This is a genomic window from Lentzea miocenica (genome assembly GCF_033949945.1).
Classification (GTDB): domain Bacteria; phylum Actinomycetota; class Actinomycetes; order Mycobacteriales; family Pseudonocardiaceae; genus Lentzea; species Lentzea miocenica.
On sequence record NZ_JAXAVW010000003.1, the window covers coordinates 252,601 to 270,006 of the forward strand.

The following is a 17,406-nucleotide window of genomic DNA, read 5'->3' on the forward strand; positions in this document are numbered from 1 at the left end:
GTCGTCAAAAGTCTCATTGCCAAAGCAGGATTCACGTTCAGCCGGCACGGTCGATGCCGGGCGGCTCGGGGACGTTCTCGGTCTTGGTGCCAGACGGCATCGCCCACATGAAGGCGCGCATCATCGCGTACTGGAGCTTCATGCCGGTGCCGACGTCGCCGGACTCGACGACCTGCTTGAGCGCGGCGAGGATGCCCTTCCAGGTCGCGTCGACCTTGTCGAGCCGCTTGACGTCCGCGGGCCAACCGGAGTTGCGCAGCGTGACGCGTGTGCCGCCGTCGACCTCTTCCAGCTCCCACGAGACGACGGTCCACGGGTCGTCGCGCATGGTGAGCCGCTGCGTGTGGGAGAGCAGCCGCGGCGGGTCGACCTCGACGACGCGTCCGACAACGAAGACCCGCTTGCCGTCGGTCGACCGGTAGTAGAGCGGAGCGCCCGGCTTCAGTTCCGAGTCGAGGACGGCGTCCATCATGGCGCGCTGCTTGCCGTCGAGTTTGGTGATCTCCGCCCACACCTTCTCGATGGGCGCGGCGATCGTGATGCTGTGCAACAGCTCGGTGCCTGGCTCAGCCAACGTCCTCATCCTCCTGTTCGACGCTCTCGACCGCGTGCTTCAGGCCGATCAGCGCCGCTGCCCAGTTCTGCTCGTAGTGCGCGACCCACCGCTGATGGATCTGCTGGATGGGCACTGGATTCAGGTGGTTGACCCGCTCCCGGCCCCTTGGCTCCACGAGCACCAGATCGGCCTCGCGGAGCACACCGAGGTGCTGCATGACGACGTGCCGGCTCGTCTCCAGCGCGTCCACCAGCTCACCCGTGGTGCGCGGGCCGGCCCGCAGGACGTCGAGGATCGCGCGCCGCAGCGGGTTCGCCAGGGCGCGCCACACAGCGTCGTCATCATGTGGCATCTTCATTACGTAATGTTTCTAACACCTAACCTGGTTCGTGTCGAGCGCGGCTCACGGAAGATTGACTCTGGAGTCAGCCAATGATGTGATCACGCCCGCACTCGAAGTGGTGCAGACCTTTTCCCTAAATCCGCCGCCATGGATGTTGGGGAGGAACGGCCGTGGAGATCTCTCGGCGTTCGGCGTTGATCGGTGGGGCGGCGGCAGTTCCGCTGCTCCTGACTGGTTCCGGGCCCGCGCAGGCGGCTGCCTGGAAGCTCAAGTGGAGTCCACAGGCGAACAAGGACGGCCTCGGCGCCTTCGAGGGCGTCGAGGACGACCGCGCCGGCTCACATCCGGGCACGAAGCACATCTACGTGTCGGGCAACGACTACCGGTTCGACATGCACACCCGCGACCGGGACACGTCGACCGACCGGCAGCGCAACGAGGTCCGCGGCATGAAGGCGGGCGGCCAGAACCTCGAGATCGACAACGGCGAGACGTGGAAGTGGACCTACTCCATGTTCATCCCGAGCTCGTTGAAGTCGACGACCTCGTTCACCCACATCATGCAGACCAAGATGCCCGGCCTCGGCTCCGCGCCCGTGACGGTCATGTCGCTGCGCCGCACCGGCGGCGTGCAGAAGATCGAGTTCAAGATCACCGAGGGCAACGTGCTCGTCGGCGAGGTGAACCTCGAGCCGCTGCACAACAAGTGGATCGACACCGAGGTGGAGATCAAGGTCGGCAACGGCACCGGGCGAGTCCGCTGGGTCGTCCGCGAGGGCGGCCGCACCGTGCTCGACGCGACGAAGAACAACGTCGACACGTGGCTCGACGACCGGTTGCGCCCGAAGTGGGGCATCTACCGCTCACTCGGCGACACCTCGGGTGCGTTGCAGAACTGCTACCTGCTGCTGCGAAACCTCAAGGCCTATAAGTTCGAATGATGCTGCACGACGTCACTGACGCCACGCACCAATATATTAGTTTGCTCGCCGGTGGCCAGCGCGAACACGCGATTCGCGCGGTCACCGACGACGACCTGAGGCACCGCTGGGCGTATACACCCGGTACACGGGCCGGCCTCGTGCTCGGCGAGCTCCGGCGTGATCAGCGCAAGGCTGTACACGGAATGCTGGCGACCGTCCTCAGTCCACACGCCTACGCACAGGCCGCGGCGGTGATGGCGCTGGAAGACGTGCTCGACCACCGCGAGGGTGGTCACCGCGACCGGCACAACGGCGACTTCTGGACGGTGCTCTTCGGCACGCCCGGCGGCGACGAACCATGGGGCTGGCGCGTCGAAGGCCACCACCTGTCGGTCAACGTGGTGGTCGTCGACGGCCGCGTCTCGGCGACCCCGTTCTTCCTCGGCGCGAACCCGGCCCGCGTCACCTATCGCGGCCACGTCGTCGGCCAGCCGCTCCGTCTCGAAGAGGAACTCGCCCGCGAACTTCTCGACCGCATGGGCCCGACAGCCCGCCGCCTCGCCGTCGTGTCCGACACCGCGCCGCACGACATCCGCAGCGGCAACTCCCCGCGCGTCAGCCCGTCCGAACCGGTCGGCGTGACGCCGGCACAGCTCGGCAAGCCCGCGGGTGAGCTCCTCGTCGACATCGTCCGCTTCTACCTCGACCGGCTCGCGTTCGAACTCGCCGACGAGGAGTTCGCGCGGATCGACCAGGAACGCCTGCACTTTTCGTGGGAGGGCTCGCTGCGCCGCGGCGAAGGCCACTACTACCGAGTCCAGGGCCCGGAACTGCTCATCGAGTACGACAACACGGCCAACGAGGCCAACCACGTCCACACCGTGTGGCGGCGTCATTCGGGTGACTTCGGCGACGACCTCCTCGCCGCCCACTACAACACCCGACACGGGGCGTCACGGCACACTGTCGCCCGTGGAGTGGCCCAGAACGGTTGAAGACGCCGTCGCGTTGCAAGAGCGCCTGCGCACCCAGGTGATCACCGCCAGTGCCCCTGACCTGCGAATAGACACAGTTGCAGGCTTGGACGTCGGCTACCGCAGCAATGACGCGGTTGCGGGTGTCTGCGTGGTGTTCGATGCAAAGACGCTGGTCGTGCTCGACGAGGTCGTTGTCGAGGACACGACGGACTTCCCGTATATCGCGGGGCTCTTCGCGTTCCGGGAGATGCCGGTGCTGCTGCGCGCGCTCGATCAGGTGGCCGTCGCGCCGGACCTGCTGGTCGCGGACGGTCAGGGCCTCGCGCACCCGCGCCGGTTCGGGCTGGCGTGCCACCTCGGCGTGCACACGGGCATCCCGAGCATCGGCGTGGCGAAGAACCCGATGGGCACGTTCGCGCAGCCCGGCCACGCCCGCGGGTCGACGAGCGACCTCGTGATGGAGGACGAGGTCGTCGGCAGGGCGTTGCGGACGCAGGACGGCGTGAAGCCGGTCTTCGTGTCGGTCGGTCACAAGATCGACCTGGACCGGGCGTGCGCCGAGGTGCTGCGTCTCGCCCCGCGCTATCGGCTGCCCGAGACGACCCGCCGCGCCGACACGCTCACGCGGCAGGCTGCTTCGTCGGCGTGAAGCTCAGCAGCACGAGCAGGATCGCGCCGCAGACGAGCGCGATGTCCGCGACGTTGCCGACGAACCAGCCGTTGTAGTCGATGAAGTCGACGACGTGCCCGCGCGCGAAACCCGGCGGCCGGAACAGCCGGTCGAGCAGGTGCGTCGTCGCGCCGCCCAGCATCAAGGCCAGTGCCGCAGCGCGCAGCCTGGTCTGCGGCTGCATGCCGTACCGCGCGAGCATCACGACGGCGACGGCCGCGACGATGGTGAAGATCCACGTCGACCCCGCGCCGATCGAGAACGCGGCACCGGGGTTGTAGAGGAGCCTGAGCTGCAGGAACTCCCCGAGCACTGGGATGGGCGCGCGGCCGGTCAGCGCGCTCTCCGCCCAGAACTTCGTGGCTTGGTCCAGCAGCAGCACGAGCACGGCGATGCCCATCACGAGCGGCACGCGGCGAGAGGTGGTGGTGTCCATTTGCGGACGAGCGTAGTTAAGAACGCCACCGCTTGGCATCAGGGTCCAAGGTCAGGCGCTGGTCACGTCCTGGGCGCGGAACGCTTCGACGTCGTCGATGTCGATCCCCGCGAGGAACTCTTCCTTCAGCGTCGCCGACCGTTCGTCGGTGTCGTAGTCCACGCAGATGCGCCAGCGTCCGTCGGTGCGTCGCGCATATGTGTGGAAGCGGCCATAGAACGTGCGCCCGTCGCCGTCCGCGCGCGTCGACACGATCTGGAAGATGCCACGTTCGCTCGCGAGGTCTTTCGAGGCGATGCGTTCGACGAACCGGAACGAGATGGTCACGGAGCTGCCGCGGTCGGCGAGCTCGGCGAACCACTTCCCGATCTGGTCCGCGTAGTCGGCGAACCCGAACACCTGCTTCGCGGGTCCGCCCGCGCGGATCAGCTCCGGCGCGTGCAGGCCCAGGAACGCCGGCGCGTCCAGCTTCGCGTATGCCAGCCGGAACGGGTGCCAGATGTCGTTGTTGAGCTGCCGCAACAGATCGGTGTCCACGTTTCAGAAGCTAGCGCGGGCACCGCCCGACTTCACCCGATATTCCGTTGCAGCCCCAACGCCAGGAATGGATGGGTGTCGACGATCTTGCGTGCGACGTTGACGGAGTCGACGAGCGGATGCAGCGCCAGCGCTTTCACCGCATGCCCGCGCTCACCACTGATCGCTGCCCGGATGGTGGCGCGCTCGACGACCTTGAGCGCCGTGACGAGTCCGACGCCCTCGTCCGGCACCTGGCTGACCGCGACGGGCCGCGCTCCGTTGGCGTCGACGAGACTCGGCACCTCGATGACGGCGTCGGCGTCGAGGCAGGACAACGTCGTTCTGTTCGGCACGTTGAGGATCAACGTGGTCCGTTTGTCGTCGGCGATGGCGTGCATCAAATCGAGCGCGACCTGCTCGTAGCCGCCGCCGTCGAGGTCGTTCGTGTCGCGTTCCTCGTCGCGTGTCTCGGCCATGTAGGTCTGTTCGCGTTCGAGGCGCGTCCGTTCCCAGCTCTCCAACGACGGTGCTGCGTAGAACCGTTTCTGCTGCTCTAGCAGGAACGTCCCGCGCGACGCACCGGACTCCACCGCCTCACGCGTGAAGTAGTAGTAGTGCAGGTATTCGTTCGGGATAGCGCCCAGCGTTCGCAGCCACTCCGCGCCGAAGAGCTTCCCCTCTTCGAACGACTCCAGCCGCGCGGTGTCGGCGAGCAGATCCGGCAGCACATCGCGCCCGTGCACGTGGACGCCACGCAACCATCCGAGGTGGTTGAGGCCGGCGTAGTCGAGCCACGCGTCTTCAAGGCTGACGCCGACCGCACGCGCGACGCGTCTGCCGAGCCCGACAGGGGAGTCGCAGATGCCGATGACCCGGTTGCCGAGATGCGCCGACATCGCCTCGGTGACCATGCCGGCGGGGTTGGTGAAGTTGATGACCCACGCATCCGGCGCGTGCACCGATATACGACGTGCGATGTCGAGCGCGACGGGCACGGTACGCAGCCCGTATGCAACGCCGCCGGCGCCGATCGTCTCCTGCCCGAGTACACCGCATCCCGCCGCGACGCTCTCGTCGGCCGCGCGACCCTCGAGCCCGCCGACCCGGATGGCGGAGAACACGAAGTCCGCCCCGAGCAGCGCTTCGTCGAGGTCCGTCGAGGTCGTCACGCTCGGGGCGTCCGACATGTCAGCCGCGAGTTCCGCCAGGACCCCGCCGACGGCTGCGAGTCGAGTGGCGTCGAGGTCGTGCAGCACGACCTCGGTCACGCGGCCGGGCGATCGATCGGTGAGCAAAGCGCGATAGACCAGCGGCACGCGAAAGCCTCCGCCACCCAGGATGACCAGCTTCATGCCTTGACCACACCCATTTCGGCCTCTCCTGCAGTACGAGCCGAGCACGTCGGATCGTACATTTCAGGTGCGGCACACGACGAATTGCTCGACGCGGCACGGGTGGGTGGCTGTGAACTCTTCCGGCAGCTCAGGCGCTTGCAAAGGGGTTCCGCGCACGGCTGATCCATGATACAAAGAATGGCTTTGCATTTTCGGAATGAATTTTCCGGGAAGATATGAACGATTGTATCACAGGGGGCAAGGTGTTGGCGAGCGAACAGGCACGGATCACCTCTCTGTATGAAAGGCTCGATCAGAATCGGAACAAAGCGGCTGCTGACCTTGCGGCCGTGCTGCGGGACACCACCACCCAGAGGCTGGACCGCGAGGCCGCCGTCGAAGGGCTGACCAGGGAGGTCGGGAAGTACCGGGCAGCGGAGGAGGGGCTGGTCTTCGGTCGCATCGACTCGGAGACGGGCGAACAGACCTACATCGGACGCGTCGGATTGTTCGACGACGACTTCGAGCCACTGCTGCTGGACTGGCGGGCACCCGCGGCGCGGCCGTTCTACACGGCGACCGCCGCGAACCCGGAAGGCGTCGTGCTGCGCAGGCACTTCCGCGTTCGTGATCGAGAGCTGCGCGACTTCCACGACGACGAACTGCTGACCGGCACGGCCGCATTGATCGACGCTCTCAACGCACCGCGGACCGCGACGATGCGCGACATCGTCTCGACCATCCAGGCCGAGCAGGACGAGATCATCCGCTACTGGGGCCCCGGCGTACTGGTGATCGAAGGCGGGCCCGGTACCGGTAAGACCGCCGTGGCCCTGCACCGCGTCGCATACCTGCTGTATACGCGCCGTGAACGCCTGTCGCGGCACGGTGTGCTGATCGTCGGCCCGAACACCGGCTTCCTCCACTACGTCGGAGAGGTCCTGCCGTCGCTGGGGGAGACCGACGTCGTCTTCGCGACGCCCGGCGAGCTCTATCCCGGAGTCGTCACCGACGTAGAGGACACCCCGCAGCTGCAGCGCCTGAAAGGCGATATATCGGTTCTGGACCTGCTGGCCGTCGCCGTCGCCGACCGGCAGGAACTTCCCGACGAACCAGTCGAGATCGAGTTGGAAGACGTCGTCGTCCCGCTCGACGCCCACATCGCCGCCGTCGCGCGGGAAAAGACGCGCTACTACGGACTGCCGCACAACGCCGCTCGCAAGTACTTCTTCCTCGCGCTCGCCGAGGAACTCGTCGCACCGGCGTTGCGGCTGATCGGCGTCGACTGGCCGGAGATCGAGGACGACGTGCGCCACGAGCTCCGGCAAAGCTCCGCGTTGCGTGACGCCGTCGACCGGTTGTGGCCGCTGCTCACCCCGGAACAGCTGCTCGCCGACCTGTACAGGGGTCGATGCTTCCGGATCGGTGCGCCGGAGCTGTACCGGGAGGACGCCGATGTGTGGACGGTATCCGATGTGCCGTTGCTCGACGAGCTCGCCGAACTGCTCGGCTCGGACGGCTCAGCGGAACGGGTGGCGAGGCGTGAGGAGGAGGAACAGCTCGAGTACGCCCGCGGCGTCATGGACGTCCTGTCGATCGACAGGCGCGCCGACAGCGACGAGTACATCGTCACCGACTTCGTCAACGCCGAGGTGCTGGCCGCGCGGCACGAGGTGCGCGACCACCGCACTCTCGCCGAACGCGCCGCCGCCGACCGCACGTGGACGTACGGCCACGTGGTCGTCGACGAGGCGCAAGAACTGTCCGCGATGGACTGGCGGGTGCTCCTGCGCCGGTGCCCCAACAGGTCCATGACCATCGTCGGCGACCTGGCCCAGCGCCAGGCCGCAGGAGGTGTCCGCAGCTGGGGTTCGATGTTCGACCGGTTCACCTACCGCCGGCTCGAGGTCAACTACCGCACGCCCGGCGAGATCATGGCCGTCGCCACGCCGGTCCTGAAACTCGTCGACGCCGACGCGTCGGCGCCGGTGTCCGTGCGAAGGACCGGCGTCCGCCCGTGGGCCCGTCGCGTAACCGACATGTCGGCGGCTGTGCGCGATGAACTCGAAGCACACGCTGCTGCACGCAACGGACGCACGATCGCCGTCATCGGCGAAGGCTGGATGGCCCCGCGTGCGTCGAAAGGGCTGGAGTTCGACGTCGTCCTCGTCGTCGAACCGCAACGCATGTCGCCCAGCGAGCTGTACGTGGCGCTGACAAGGGCGACGCAACGGCTCGGCGTACTGCACACCGAGCCGTTGCCACGTCACCTACGAGGTCTCCTCTGAAACCCAGGCGAGGTAGTCGTCGTTGCCCCCGACCACAGGGGTGACGACGACCTCGGGCACGTCATAGCTGTGGTTGGCCTTGATGTGCGCGACGAGTTCGTCGGCGCGGTTGGCGGACGTCTTCACGACGCACTGCCACTCCGCGTCGACGCGCACCTCGCCGTCCCACCGGTAGACGCTGCGAATCGGCACGATCTGCACGCACGCGCCGAGCCGCGCCTCGACGACGCCCTTCGCCAACGACTCCGCAGCCTCGGCGGAGTCGACGGTCGTCGTCACCACGCACACACCACTCACAGCGCGTCGATCTCCTTCAGCAACTGGTCCTTGAGCTCGGCCGGCGCGAACGACGCGCGCACCGCGGCCCGTGCGAGATCGGCGAGCTCGTCGCGGCCGAATCCGAACTGTTCGTGGCACAACAGGTACTCGCGGTCGAGATCGGTGTGGAACATGCCGGGGTCGTCGGTGTTGACCGTCACCGGCACCCCTGCCTCCAGGAGCCGCGGCAAGGGGTGCTCGTCGAAGGACTTCACCGCGCCGGTGCGGATGTTCGACGTCGGGCACATCTCGACGACGACGCCCTCGTCGGCGAGATGGCGCACCAACTCGGGATCCTGGATCGCGCTGACGCCGTGCCCGATCCGTTCGGCACGCAGATCGCGCACCGCGGCCCAGATCTCGCTGGCCGGCGCCGTCTCGCCGGCGTGCGGCACCATCCGCAACCCGGCGTCGCGCGCCATCGCGAACGCCTCCCGGAAGTTCGCCCTCGGCGCGTCCGACTCGAACGCGCCCAGCCCGAACCCGACCAGCCCCTCCGGCCGGTACTCGGTCGCGAACCGCGCGCTCGTCATGCCCCAGTCACGATCCCAGACGCCGGGCACGTCGAAGATCCACTGCAGCGCCACGCCATGCACGGCAAGCGCTTCTTCACGTCCTGCCGCCAAGGCTTCGACGAGCTCGTCGTGCGCGATGCCCGCCCGCACGTGACTCGTCGCGCTGATCGTCAGCTCCGCATATCGGATGTTGGTTCGCGCGGCGTCGCGGGCGTATCCGGCGATGAGAGTGCGGACGTCCTCGCCGGTGGTGACGAGGTCGTTGACGACGCCGTACACGTCGATGAAATGCCCGAAGTCCGTGAACTCGTAGAACTTCCGCAGCGCGGCTTCGTCGGTCGGCACGGGCCCGTCGGGGTGGTTGCGGGCGAGCGCGAGGACGGTGTCGACGGAAGCCGCGCCGACGAGGTGGACGTGCAGCTCGGCCTTCGGCAGCGCGTGGACGAAGTCGGAAATGTGCATGGCCAATGCTCTCAGGTCAAGGGCCGTTCGACGGGTGACATGTCTTGCAGTCAAGGGGAAGGGTGCAGGACGAATCCGTGTACCTGGCCTTGCATTGGGGGTGCCTCGTGAGGGGCGCACGAAGAGTCGCACTGCTGACAGCGGTGCTTGTCCTGCCTTTCCTCCCGACGACGGCCCAAGCCGCTGAAGGGCCGGTCTTCAAGGACGGCGAGGCACAACCCGTCTTCGACCCGAAGGACGTGGTGAAGGAAAGCCTCTGGGTCCGGGCGCCGGTCGACAGCGACCGCGACGGCAAGGACGACGAGGTCTACACCGAGGTCGTCCGGCCGCGCGCCACCGAACGCGGCCTCAAAGTACCGGTCGTCTACATGGTCAGCCCGTACTTCTCGGGCGGCAACGACGTCGCCAACCACAACGTCGACGTCGAGCTTTACGTGCCGGACAAGCGCAACGGCCGTTTGCTGAAGTCCTCCTCCGACGAACGCATCACCGCCGCCCTCGGCCCGAACCCGATCACCTCGGGACGCTACGAGGCCTACTTCATCGCGCGCGGATATGCCGTCGTCTATGCCGAATCGCTTGGCACCGGCAAATCGACGGGCTGCCCGACGACGGGTGATGTCAACGAAACGATCGGCGCGCGCGTCGTCGTCGACTGGCTCAACGGTCGTGCGTCAGCTCGCACCGCAACGGGCGAAGCCATCATGGCGACCTGGTCGACCGGCAAGACCGGCATGATGGGCGTCTCCTACAACGGAACGCTGCCCAACGCCGTCGCCTCCACTGGTGTGCGTGGTCTGGAAGCCATCGTGCCGATCGCCGCGATCTCCAGCTGGTACGACTACTACCGCGCTGATGGAGCCGTCGTCGCGCCCGGCACGTTCCAGGGCGAGGACGCCGATGTGCTCGCCGAGTACGTCTACACCCGCGCCGACAGGGAGATCTGCAAGCCGATCATCGCCGAGATCGCGAAGGACCAGGACCGCGTCACCGGCGACTACAGCAGGTTCTGGGACAAGCGGAACTACCTGAACGACGTCCGCAAGGTCCGCGCGGCCGTGCTGGCGGTCCACGGGCTCAACGACTGGAACGTCAAGATGACGCACGTCGAGCAGTGGTACTCGGCGTTGAAGAAGGTCGGTGTGCCGCAGAAGATCTGGCTGCACCAGTCCGGGCACACGGACGCCGACACGCTGCGCTCGGTCGAGTGGCGGCGCACGTTGAACCGCTGGTTCACCCAGTACCTGTGGGGTCACCGCAACGGTGTCGACAAGGAGCCGAAGGCGACGATCCAGCGTGAGGACAAGACGTGGGTCGACGAGAAGGACTGGCCGGCTCCCGGCACGTCCGACGTGCGGCTGCGGCTGTCCGCGGGTGGAACCGCCAAGGGCGGCCTCGGAGTGTGGCCCGGCAGGGGCGTCGAGAAGCTGACCGATGACGCGACGAAGACGGCCGAATCGCTGATCGACCAGGCAACGTCGCCCAACCGGCTGTCCTACACCTCGGAGCCCACGAAGAAGCCGTTGCGGCTGTCCGGTAAGTCGACCGCGCAACTGCGGGTGGCGTTCGACCGTCCCGCGGCCAACGTGACGACGCTGCTCGTCGACCGCGCTCCGGACGGCAAGTCGCACGTCATCACGCGTGGCTCGACCGACCCGCAGAACAGGGAGCGGCCGGACAGGACGACGCCGATCAAGCCGGGCAAGTTCTACGACGTCGCCGTGCCGATCGTGCCGGACGACTACGTCCTGCAGGCGGGTCACCGGCTCGAGTTCGTGGTGATCTCCAGCGACTACGACTACACCCTGCGCCCGAAGCCGGGTGCCGGGCTGTCGCTGGACCTCGCCCGGACGTCGATCGAACTGCCGGTCGTCGGCGGCTGGCGCGCCGTGTTCCAGACGTTCTGACGTCGTTGTCGCGCTTCGGTTCCCGCTCGCCTGGGGACCGAAGCGCGACAACCTAGCACCCACCCCCGACAAAACCCCGTTCCCGAGCGCTCCAAGATCTCGACCTGTCCACAGCCGCCGAGTTGTCCACAACTTCGCCGCGACCCCGTTGCCCGGCCTTCCCCATCCGCCACTGTGGGCCCATGCCCACAACCCTCCCGAAACCCGTCCGAGTCCGCGGCCCCGGCGATCTCTACGCCGCGATCCCGCACCTGATGGGGTTCCACCCGGCCGACTCGCTCGTCGTGCTGGTGCTGAAAGACCATCTGATCAGCATGACCATGCGCGTCGACCTGCCGCGCCCGCGACACAGGGGAATGCTGGCCGCCCAACTGGAAGCGCCGCTGCTGGAACAAGGCGCTTCGGAGGTGGTTCTCGCGGTCGTGTGCGCGCCGTCCGAGCACATGCCCGAGGAACTGCCGCACACGCCGTTGATCACCGCGCTCAGACACCGGCTGGGCGGCGTGGGCATCGAGGTTGTCGAAGCCGTGTGGCTGCCCTCGTGCGAGAAGGACGCGCCGTGGCTCTGTTATCTCGACATCGATTGCCACGGCACGTTGCCCGATCCTCAGCTGTCCGCACTGGCCGCCGCGTCGGCACACGAAGGCAACGTGACGTTCGAGTCTCGCGCGGCCATGGCCGCGATCGCGGCATTGGACCCACCCGAGGCGCTGGAACGCCGATCCGCGTTGCTCGACGAGCTCATCATCGCCTCCGGCGAACCTGATCCGAGCGCCGAACTGCATCGGGTGCGCGACGCGATCGACGCTGTGGAAGACCGCAAGGGACCGTTGCCGGACGCGGAGATCGTCGCGTTGGCACGGGCGCTGGCGGTGCCCGAAGTGCGGGACGCGAGCATGGGTTTCGCCGCGCAGCCCAGGTCCAGACCGGCCGAGCGGCTGTGGCTGGAACTCACCAGGACGTGCCCGGCGCCGGAACGTGCGGAAGCCGCGTGCCTGCTCGCGTTCTACGCCTACCAACGTGGTGACGGCGGGATCGCGTCCATCGCGCTCGACGCGGCCGAGGACGCCTGCCCTGGCCACGCGTTGACCAAACTCCTCCGTGCCGCCCTCAGCGCCGCGTTTCCGCCGGAAGAGATGAGGGCGCTGTCCGTCAAGTACCTGGACAGCGCCCGTCGGTTGCTCGCCGCCGGCTCTCAGAGCAGTTCGGGCCGCTCCCAGTCCTGATCCAGGACGTGCTCGGCCAGGAACGCCCACACCGTCTCGTACCAGACCCGAGAGTTCCCGGGGGTGAGAATCCAGTGGTTTTCGGTTGGGTAGTAAAGGTATTTCGCATTGACCCCGTGGCGGACGAGGTCGAAGTACAGCCGATGCCCCTCGCCGATGGGAACCCGGTAGTCCTTGTCCCCGTGGATGACGAGCATCGGGGTCTTGATGTCGGCGACCCGCAGGTGCGGGGAGTTGGCCAGGATCCGCTCCGGCTGGGTGAGGGGATCGCCCATCTCCCGCATCCAGAAGTAGGAGCTGTCGGTGCCGCCGGAGAACGCGTCGAGGTGCCACAGGGACGCGTGCGTGACGATCGCGCGGAACCGGTCGGTCTGAGTGGCGATCCAGTTGGCCATGTAGCCGCCGAACGACCCGCCCATGGCGGCGGTCCGGGAGGCGTCGATGTCGGCCCGTTCGACCGCGACGTCCGTGATGGCCATGAGGTCGGTGTAGGGCTCGGCGCCCCAGCGACCCCAGCCGGCCTTGATGAAGTCGGGTCCGTACCCGGTGGACAGAGCGGGATCGGGCAGCAGGATGGCGTAGCCGCGAGCGGCCATCAGCCAGGGGTTCCAGCGCCAGGTCCAGCCGTTCCAGCTCATCACCGGACCGCCGTGGACCCACAGGACCAGCGGGGCGGGGGAGTCGGCGGAGGCGCCTTCCGGCAGCACCAGCCAGGAACGGACCGTCCTGCCGTCGGCGACGACCGTGGAGATCTCGGTGAGCGTGCCGGGCAGCGTGGCGATCGCGCCGGGCGCGCGCAGCCGCTCGGGATCCTGGTCGGCTCCGGTGGCGGCGAACCGCACCGGCTGTGGCGGATGGTCGACCGAGTTGCGCAGTGCGTACAACGTCTTGCTGTCCGGGCTCACGACCAGATCGCTGTAGTAGCCCGAGAGCGTCAGCTTCGTGACTTCGCCAGTCGCCAGGTCGAGCCGCCAGATCGGCTGGTGACCGAGATGGCTGGCGGCGAAGAAGACCGCCGACCCGTCCGGGCTCACCACCGGGTGGTCCGGCTCCTCCTGGAAATCGGGCGCGAGTGGCGTGATCGAGCCACTCGCCAGATCGATCCGCACCAGGTCGCGCCGGTATGGGGAGTCCGTGGTGGACTCCCGGAACCGGATCGCGATCACGGCGGTGGAGTCCGGTGTGAAAGCGGCGTCGAAGAACGAGAAACCGTCCTCGGAGGCGATGACCCGGGACGTGCCGCCGGTCGTCGCCACGAGCCGCAGTTCGGTCCTGCGGCCGTAGGAAGCGCTGACGTCGACGGCGTGGCCGTGAACCGCCCACTTCCCGTCTGGGCTGAGCGCGACGTCCTCGTCGTTGAGCCTGCTTTCGGAGTCTTCGCTGAGGGCGACGATCTTCCCCTCGGCGGTCTCCGGGGTGATGTCCGCGAGGGGAGCCGCGAACAGACGCGGATAGGCCGGACCGAGGTCCGCGTCCCAGTACCTGATCGGGTACGACTCGTGCAGGATCGCTGTCACTCCGGCGTCCTCGCGGGCCTTGCGCTTGGCGTCGTCCTCGTCGCCGAAATCCGTGAAGCGGTACGCGGACGACGTGAAAGCCACCGTCTCGCCCGCGGTACGAAGCTGACCGACTCCGCCGCCCGGTCGCAGCACCTCGCCGGCCTCGCCGTGGACGGGAAGCCGCCACAGCGCCTTCTGGTCCTTGGCCTCGCCCGGCTTCGCGAGCGGGTCCGGGCGCGCCGAGAGGAACAGCAGCGACCCGTCCTGCGCGAACACGGGGGAGGAGTCGCCCTTGGCGGAGCGGGTGAGCCGGACGGCTTCCCGCTCGCCGGTGGGGTCGACCTCCCAGAGAGCGCCCTGCCACGTCTTGCCGTCCGGGGCGAGGGAGGAGACGACCGTGACGAGCCGTGTGCCGTCCGGGGACAGCGCGAGCGACGCGAGCCGCGGGGTGGCGTTGTAGCTCTCGAAGGAGGCGAAGTCGGTCATGCCGGCTCAGGCCCCGTGCCGGGCGCGGGTGAACTCCCACGCGTCGCGGACGATCCCGGCGATGTCGGCGCGCTCGGGCTTCCAGCCGAGGTCCGTGCGGGCCCGCTCGGCGGAGGCGACCAGGACGGCAGGGTCGCCGGCGCGCCTGGGGGCGACGACGGCGGGGATCGGGTGGCCGGTGACCTCGCGGCAGGTGTCGATGACCTGCTTGACCGAGAAGCCGGTGCCGTTGCCGAGGTTGTAGATCCGGTGCTCGCCGGCGGTGGCGTGGTCGAGCGCGAGGAGGTGGGCGTCCGCGAGGTCGGTGACGTGGATGTAGTCGCGGACGCAGGTGCCGTCCTCGGTGGGCCAGTCCTCGCCGTAGATCGAGATGTGCTCCCGCTGCCCGAGGGCGACCTGGAGCACGAGCGGGATGAGGTGCGTCTCCGTCGCGTGCCGCTCGCCGATGCCGCCGTAGGCGCCGGCGACGTTGAAGTACCGAAGGCTCGTCGCCGCCAGGCCGTGCGCGGCGGCGTACGACGTGATCGCGTGGTCGATGGCCAGCTTGGTGGCGCCGTAGGTGTTGGTGGGCGCGGTGGGCGCGGTCTCGGGGATCGGCACCTCCCGCGGCTCGCCGTACGTCGCGGCAGTCGAGGAGAAGACGAGCTTCGGCGTGCCGTGCTCCTTCATCGCGTCGAGCAGGCGAATCGCGGTGAGGACGTTGCCCGTCCAATACTTGCCGGGGTCCTGCATGGACTCGCCGACGAGGGACTTCGCCGCGAAGTGGAGAACGCCGTCGAACCCTTCCGCGAGGACGTCGCCGATCACTTCGGCGATGTCGCCCCGGATGAAGCGCGCTCCCGCGGGGACGGCGTCCTCGTGGCCGGTCGAGAGGTCGTCGAGGACGACCACCTCGTGTCCGGCTTCGAGCAGCCTGGCGGCGCACACGCTGCCGACGTATCCGGCCCCGCCCGTGACGAGCAGCTTCACCACAGTCCTCGCATTCCCGATGAAGATCGTTGTTCGCTACCGGTCCCGGCCCGCACCCGCGGACGGAACCGCCGTGAAGAGCCTCGGCCGCGTGAGCGAGCGCGAGGCGAAACCGGCGAGCACGGACCGCTCGACCTCGTCGTGCCGTTCGACGGGCACGAGGGCGATGGCCGAACCGCCGAAACCGCCGCCGACCATCCGGGCGCCGAGAGCGCCGGCCGCCATCGCGGAGTCGACGGCGACGTCGAGCTCCAGGCAGGAGACGCGGTAGTCGTCCCGGAGGCTCGCGTGGGAGGCCGAGAGGTGGGGGCCGACGTCGGCGAGCTTGCCCGCGCGGAGCAGCTCGACGGTGCGCAGGACCCTCTCGTTCTCGGTCACGACGTGCCGCACCAGCGGACGCAGCTCTTCGGGCAGCCGGACGAGCGCCTCGTCGAGTTCCGCGATGTCGACGTCGCGCAGCGCGGGGACGCCGAGGATGCCGGCGGCACGTTCGCAGCCCGCTCGCCGGGCGCCGTAGCCGCCGTCGACGAGGGCGTGGCTCGCGCGGGTGTCGACGACGAGAACCTCGAGGCCGCTGGCAGCCGCGTCGAACGCGACCTGCTCCGGCTTGCCGGAGCGCACGTCGTAAAACAGGGCGTGCGCTTCGATGCAGCACAGCGATGCCGTCTGGTCCAGGATGCCGGTGGGTGCGCCCACGAAGTCGTTCTCGGAGCGCTGCACCCAGCGCGCGATGTCCGGCCGCTCGGCGTCGACGCCGGCGAGGCCGAGCAGGGCGAGGGCGACGGCGCACTCCAGAGCGTGCGACGAGGAGAGACCGGCCCCCGCGGGCACGTCGCCCGCGATGACGAGGTCAGCCCCTCCGGTGACCGCGATCCCCTGCTCACGCAGGGCCCAGGCGACACCACCGGGGTACGCGGCCCACCCCTTGACGGTGCCGGGGACTAGGTCGGCCACCACGACCGGGTCCGCGTCCTGCAGCCCGCCGTCGTCGCCCATCGTGCTGACGGTCATGACGCCGTCGGCACGGGGCGACGCCGCTACCGCGATGCGGTGGGGCAACGCGAACGGCAGCACGTAGCCGTCGTTGTAGTCGGTGTGCTCGCCGATGAGGTTGACGCGGCCAGGTGCCGACCAGACCCCCTCGGGAGCGCGTCCGTGCAGGCGCTGGAACGCCTCGGCCGCCTTCGCCGCCGGTGTGGTCGCCTGGGTCACCGGGCGAGCACCATGACGGCGTGGGCGACCGCGGGGTCGAGTTCTGCCGTGGTGCCGTTACCGCCGCGCACCTGGATGACCTTGGCGCCACCGAGCGCCTCGACCTCCACGGTGCCGCCCGGCACCACGCCGGCGGACTTCAGTTCGGCCATGAGGTCCGGGTCGAGCTGGACGTGCTCGGCGATGCGGCGCACCTCGACGCGGCCGCCGCCGCGGCGGGCCACCTCGTCCACGCGCACCAGGTCCGCCTCGGCGGGCGGGGCGGGCTCGCCGTCGCCCAGCTTGTCGAGGCCGGGGATCGGGTTGCCGTAGGGCGAGGTGGTGGGGTTGCCGAGGAGCTTGATGAGCTTGCGTTCGACCGCCTCGCTCATCACGTGCTCCCAGCGGCATGCCTCGCTGTGCACGTGCTCCCACTCGAGCCCGATGATGTCCACGAGGAGGCGCTCGGCGAGCCGGTGCTTGCGCATGACGGCGATCGCGAGGTTGCGGCCCTGCTCGGTGAGCTCGAGGTGGCGGTCCTCCGCCACGACCACCAGGCCGTCGCGTTCCATCCGGCCCACGGTCTGGCTGACCGTCGGTCCACTTTGGCCGAGGCGCTCGGCGATGCGGGCGCGCAGAGGCACCACGCCCTCTTCTTCGAGCTCGTAGATCGTGCGGAGATACATCTCCGTGGTGTCGATGAGGTCGTTCACACCCGCTCCCCTTCGTATGGTGTCAATGGTAGTCGTGCCGGGGGACACAGGTGTCCACGCGGGTGCAGGATGTG

The 17,406-nt window shown here is 68.4% G+C and carries 17 protein-coding genes; 6 read left to right on the forward strand and 11 right to left on the reverse strand.

The genetic code is table 11. From position 1 onward, the window contains the following. Positions 1-37: 37 nt before the first annotated feature. On the reverse strand, positions 38-574 hold the full coding sequence (locus SK803_RS05365; protein WP_319964623.1) for an SRPBCC domain-containing protein: 537 nt from the start codon (positions 572-574) through the stop codon (positions 38-40). Further along, the gene (locus SK803_RS05370; RefSeq protein ID WP_319964624.1) at positions 567-914 is read right to left on the reverse strand and encodes an ArsR/SmtB family transcription factor; all 348 of its coding nucleotides are present in this window, start codon (positions 912-914) and stop codon (positions 567-569) included. Before SK803_RS05370 ends, SK803_RS05365 begins: the two co-directional genes overlap by 8 nt. A 155-nt stretch (positions 915-1,069) precedes the next feature. Between SK803_RS05370 and SK803_RS05375 the strand changes: the two genes are divergently transcribed. From SK803_RS05375 to SK803_RS05385, 3 genes are read left to right on the forward strand one after another with little or no spacing between them, the layout of a single operon-like run. After that, positions 1,070-1,840, forward strand: a complete 771-nt coding sequence (locus tag SK803_RS05375) for a Tat pathway signal sequence domain protein (RefSeq protein ID WP_319964625.1) — start codon at positions 1,070-1,072, stop codon at positions 1,838-1,840. Beyond that, entirely contained in the window at positions 1,840-2,817 is a 978-nt protein-coding gene (locus SK803_RS05380) for a DUF3500 domain-containing protein (RefSeq protein WP_319964626.1), read from the forward strand. Before SK803_RS05375 ends, SK803_RS05380 begins: the two co-directional genes overlap by 1 nt. After that, the gene (locus tag SK803_RS05385; RefSeq protein ID WP_319964627.1) at positions 2,795-3,448 is read left to right on the forward strand and encodes an endonuclease V; all 654 of its coding nucleotides are present in this window, start codon (positions 2,795-2,797) and stop codon (positions 3,446-3,448) included. The genes SK803_RS05380 and SK803_RS05385 overlap by 23 nt, the downstream gene beginning before the upstream one ends. Here the strand turns inward: SK803_RS05385 and lspA are convergent. From lspA to SK803_RS05400, 3 genes are read right to left on the reverse strand one after another with little or no spacing between them, the layout of a single operon-like run. Then, the gene (lspA, locus tag SK803_RS05390; protein WP_319964628.1) at positions 3,420-3,905 is read right to left on the reverse strand and encodes a signal peptidase II; all 486 of its coding nucleotides are present in this window, start codon (positions 3,903-3,905) and stop codon (positions 3,420-3,422) included. The two genes, SK803_RS05385 and lspA, sit on opposite strands and share 29 nt — an antisense overlap. 51 nt (positions 3,906-3,956) lie before the next feature. Then, positions 3,957-4,442, reverse strand: a complete 486-nt coding sequence (locus SK803_RS05395; RefSeq protein WP_319964629.1) for a YybH family protein — start codon at positions 4,440-4,442, stop codon at positions 3,957-3,959. Between the two features lie 32 nt (positions 4,443-4,474). After that, positions 4,475-5,776: a 6-phospho-beta-glucosidase gene (locus tag SK803_RS05400; protein WP_319964630.1), complete on the reverse strand. Its 1,302-nt coding sequence runs from the start codon at positions 5,774-5,776 to the stop codon at positions 4,475-4,477. 332 nt (positions 5,777-6,108) lie between these two features. Between SK803_RS05400 and SK803_RS05405 the strand changes: the two genes are divergently transcribed. After that, entirely contained in the window at positions 6,109-8,046 is a 1,938-nt protein-coding gene (locus SK803_RS05405; RefSeq protein WP_319964631.1) for an AAA family ATPase, read from the forward strand. Here SK803_RS05405 and cutA read toward each other — a convergent pair. Together cutA and add are read right to left on the reverse strand one after the other, a co-directional pair. Then, positions 8,029-8,325: a divalent-cation tolerance protein CutA gene (cutA, locus tag SK803_RS05410; protein WP_319964725.1), complete on the reverse strand. Its 297-nt coding sequence runs from the start codon at positions 8,323-8,325 to the stop codon at positions 8,029-8,031. The two genes, SK803_RS05405 and cutA, sit on opposite strands and share 18 nt — an antisense overlap. A gap of 14 nt (positions 8,326-8,339) precedes the next feature. Further along, positions 8,340-9,341 carry an adenosine deaminase gene (add, locus tag SK803_RS05415; RefSeq protein WP_319964632.1) on the reverse strand — a complete coding sequence of 334 codons (1,002 nt, stop codon included), beginning with the start codon at positions 9,339-9,341 and terminating at the stop codon, positions 8,340-8,342. Between the two features lie 107 nt (positions 9,342-9,448). Here add and SK803_RS05420 point away from each other — a divergent pair, with 107 nt between their 5' ends. Both SK803_RS05420 and SK803_RS05425 read left to right on the forward strand, forming a co-directional pair. Then, a complete protein-coding gene (locus SK803_RS05420; RefSeq protein ID WP_319964633.1) occupies positions 9,449-11,248 on the forward strand; it encodes a Xaa-Pro dipeptidyl-peptidase in 1,800 nt (599 codons plus the stop codon). A 182-nt stretch (positions 11,249-11,430) separates the two neighbouring features. Next, the gene (locus tag SK803_RS05425) at positions 11,431-12,474 is read left to right on the forward strand and encodes a DUF4192 domain-containing protein (protein ID WP_319964635.1); all 1,044 of its coding nucleotides are present in this window, start codon (positions 11,431-11,433) and stop codon (positions 12,472-12,474) included. On the opposite strand, the gene SK803_RS05430 is transcribed toward SK803_RS05425, so the two are convergent. The 4 genes from SK803_RS05430 to SK803_RS05445 are packed head-to-tail and all read right to left on the reverse strand — an operon-like array spanning position 12,444 to position 17,332. Beyond that, positions 12,444-14,459: a S9 family peptidase gene (locus tag SK803_RS05430; protein ID WP_319964636.1), complete on the reverse strand. Its 2,016-nt coding sequence runs from the start codon at positions 14,457-14,459 to the stop codon at positions 12,444-12,446. The two genes, SK803_RS05425 and SK803_RS05430, sit on opposite strands and share 31 nt — an antisense overlap. A gap of 6 nt (positions 14,460-14,465) precedes the next feature. After that, a complete protein-coding gene (gene galE / locus SK803_RS05435) occupies positions 14,466-15,428 on the reverse strand; it encodes a UDP-glucose 4-epimerase GalE (protein WP_319964637.1) in 963 nt (320 codons plus the stop codon). Positions 15,429-15,464: 36 nt separating this feature from the next. Then, a complete protein-coding gene (galK, locus tag SK803_RS05440; protein WP_319964638.1) occupies positions 15,465-16,640 on the reverse strand; it encodes a galactokinase in 1,176 nt (391 codons plus the stop codon). Continuing rightward, on the reverse strand, positions 16,637-17,332 hold the full coding sequence (locus tag SK803_RS05445; protein ID WP_319964639.1) for a metal-dependent transcriptional regulator: 696 nt from the start codon (positions 17,330-17,332) through the stop codon (positions 16,637-16,639). The genes galK and SK803_RS05445 overlap by 4 nt, the downstream gene beginning before the upstream one ends. Positions 17,333-17,406: the final 74 nt, after the last annotated feature.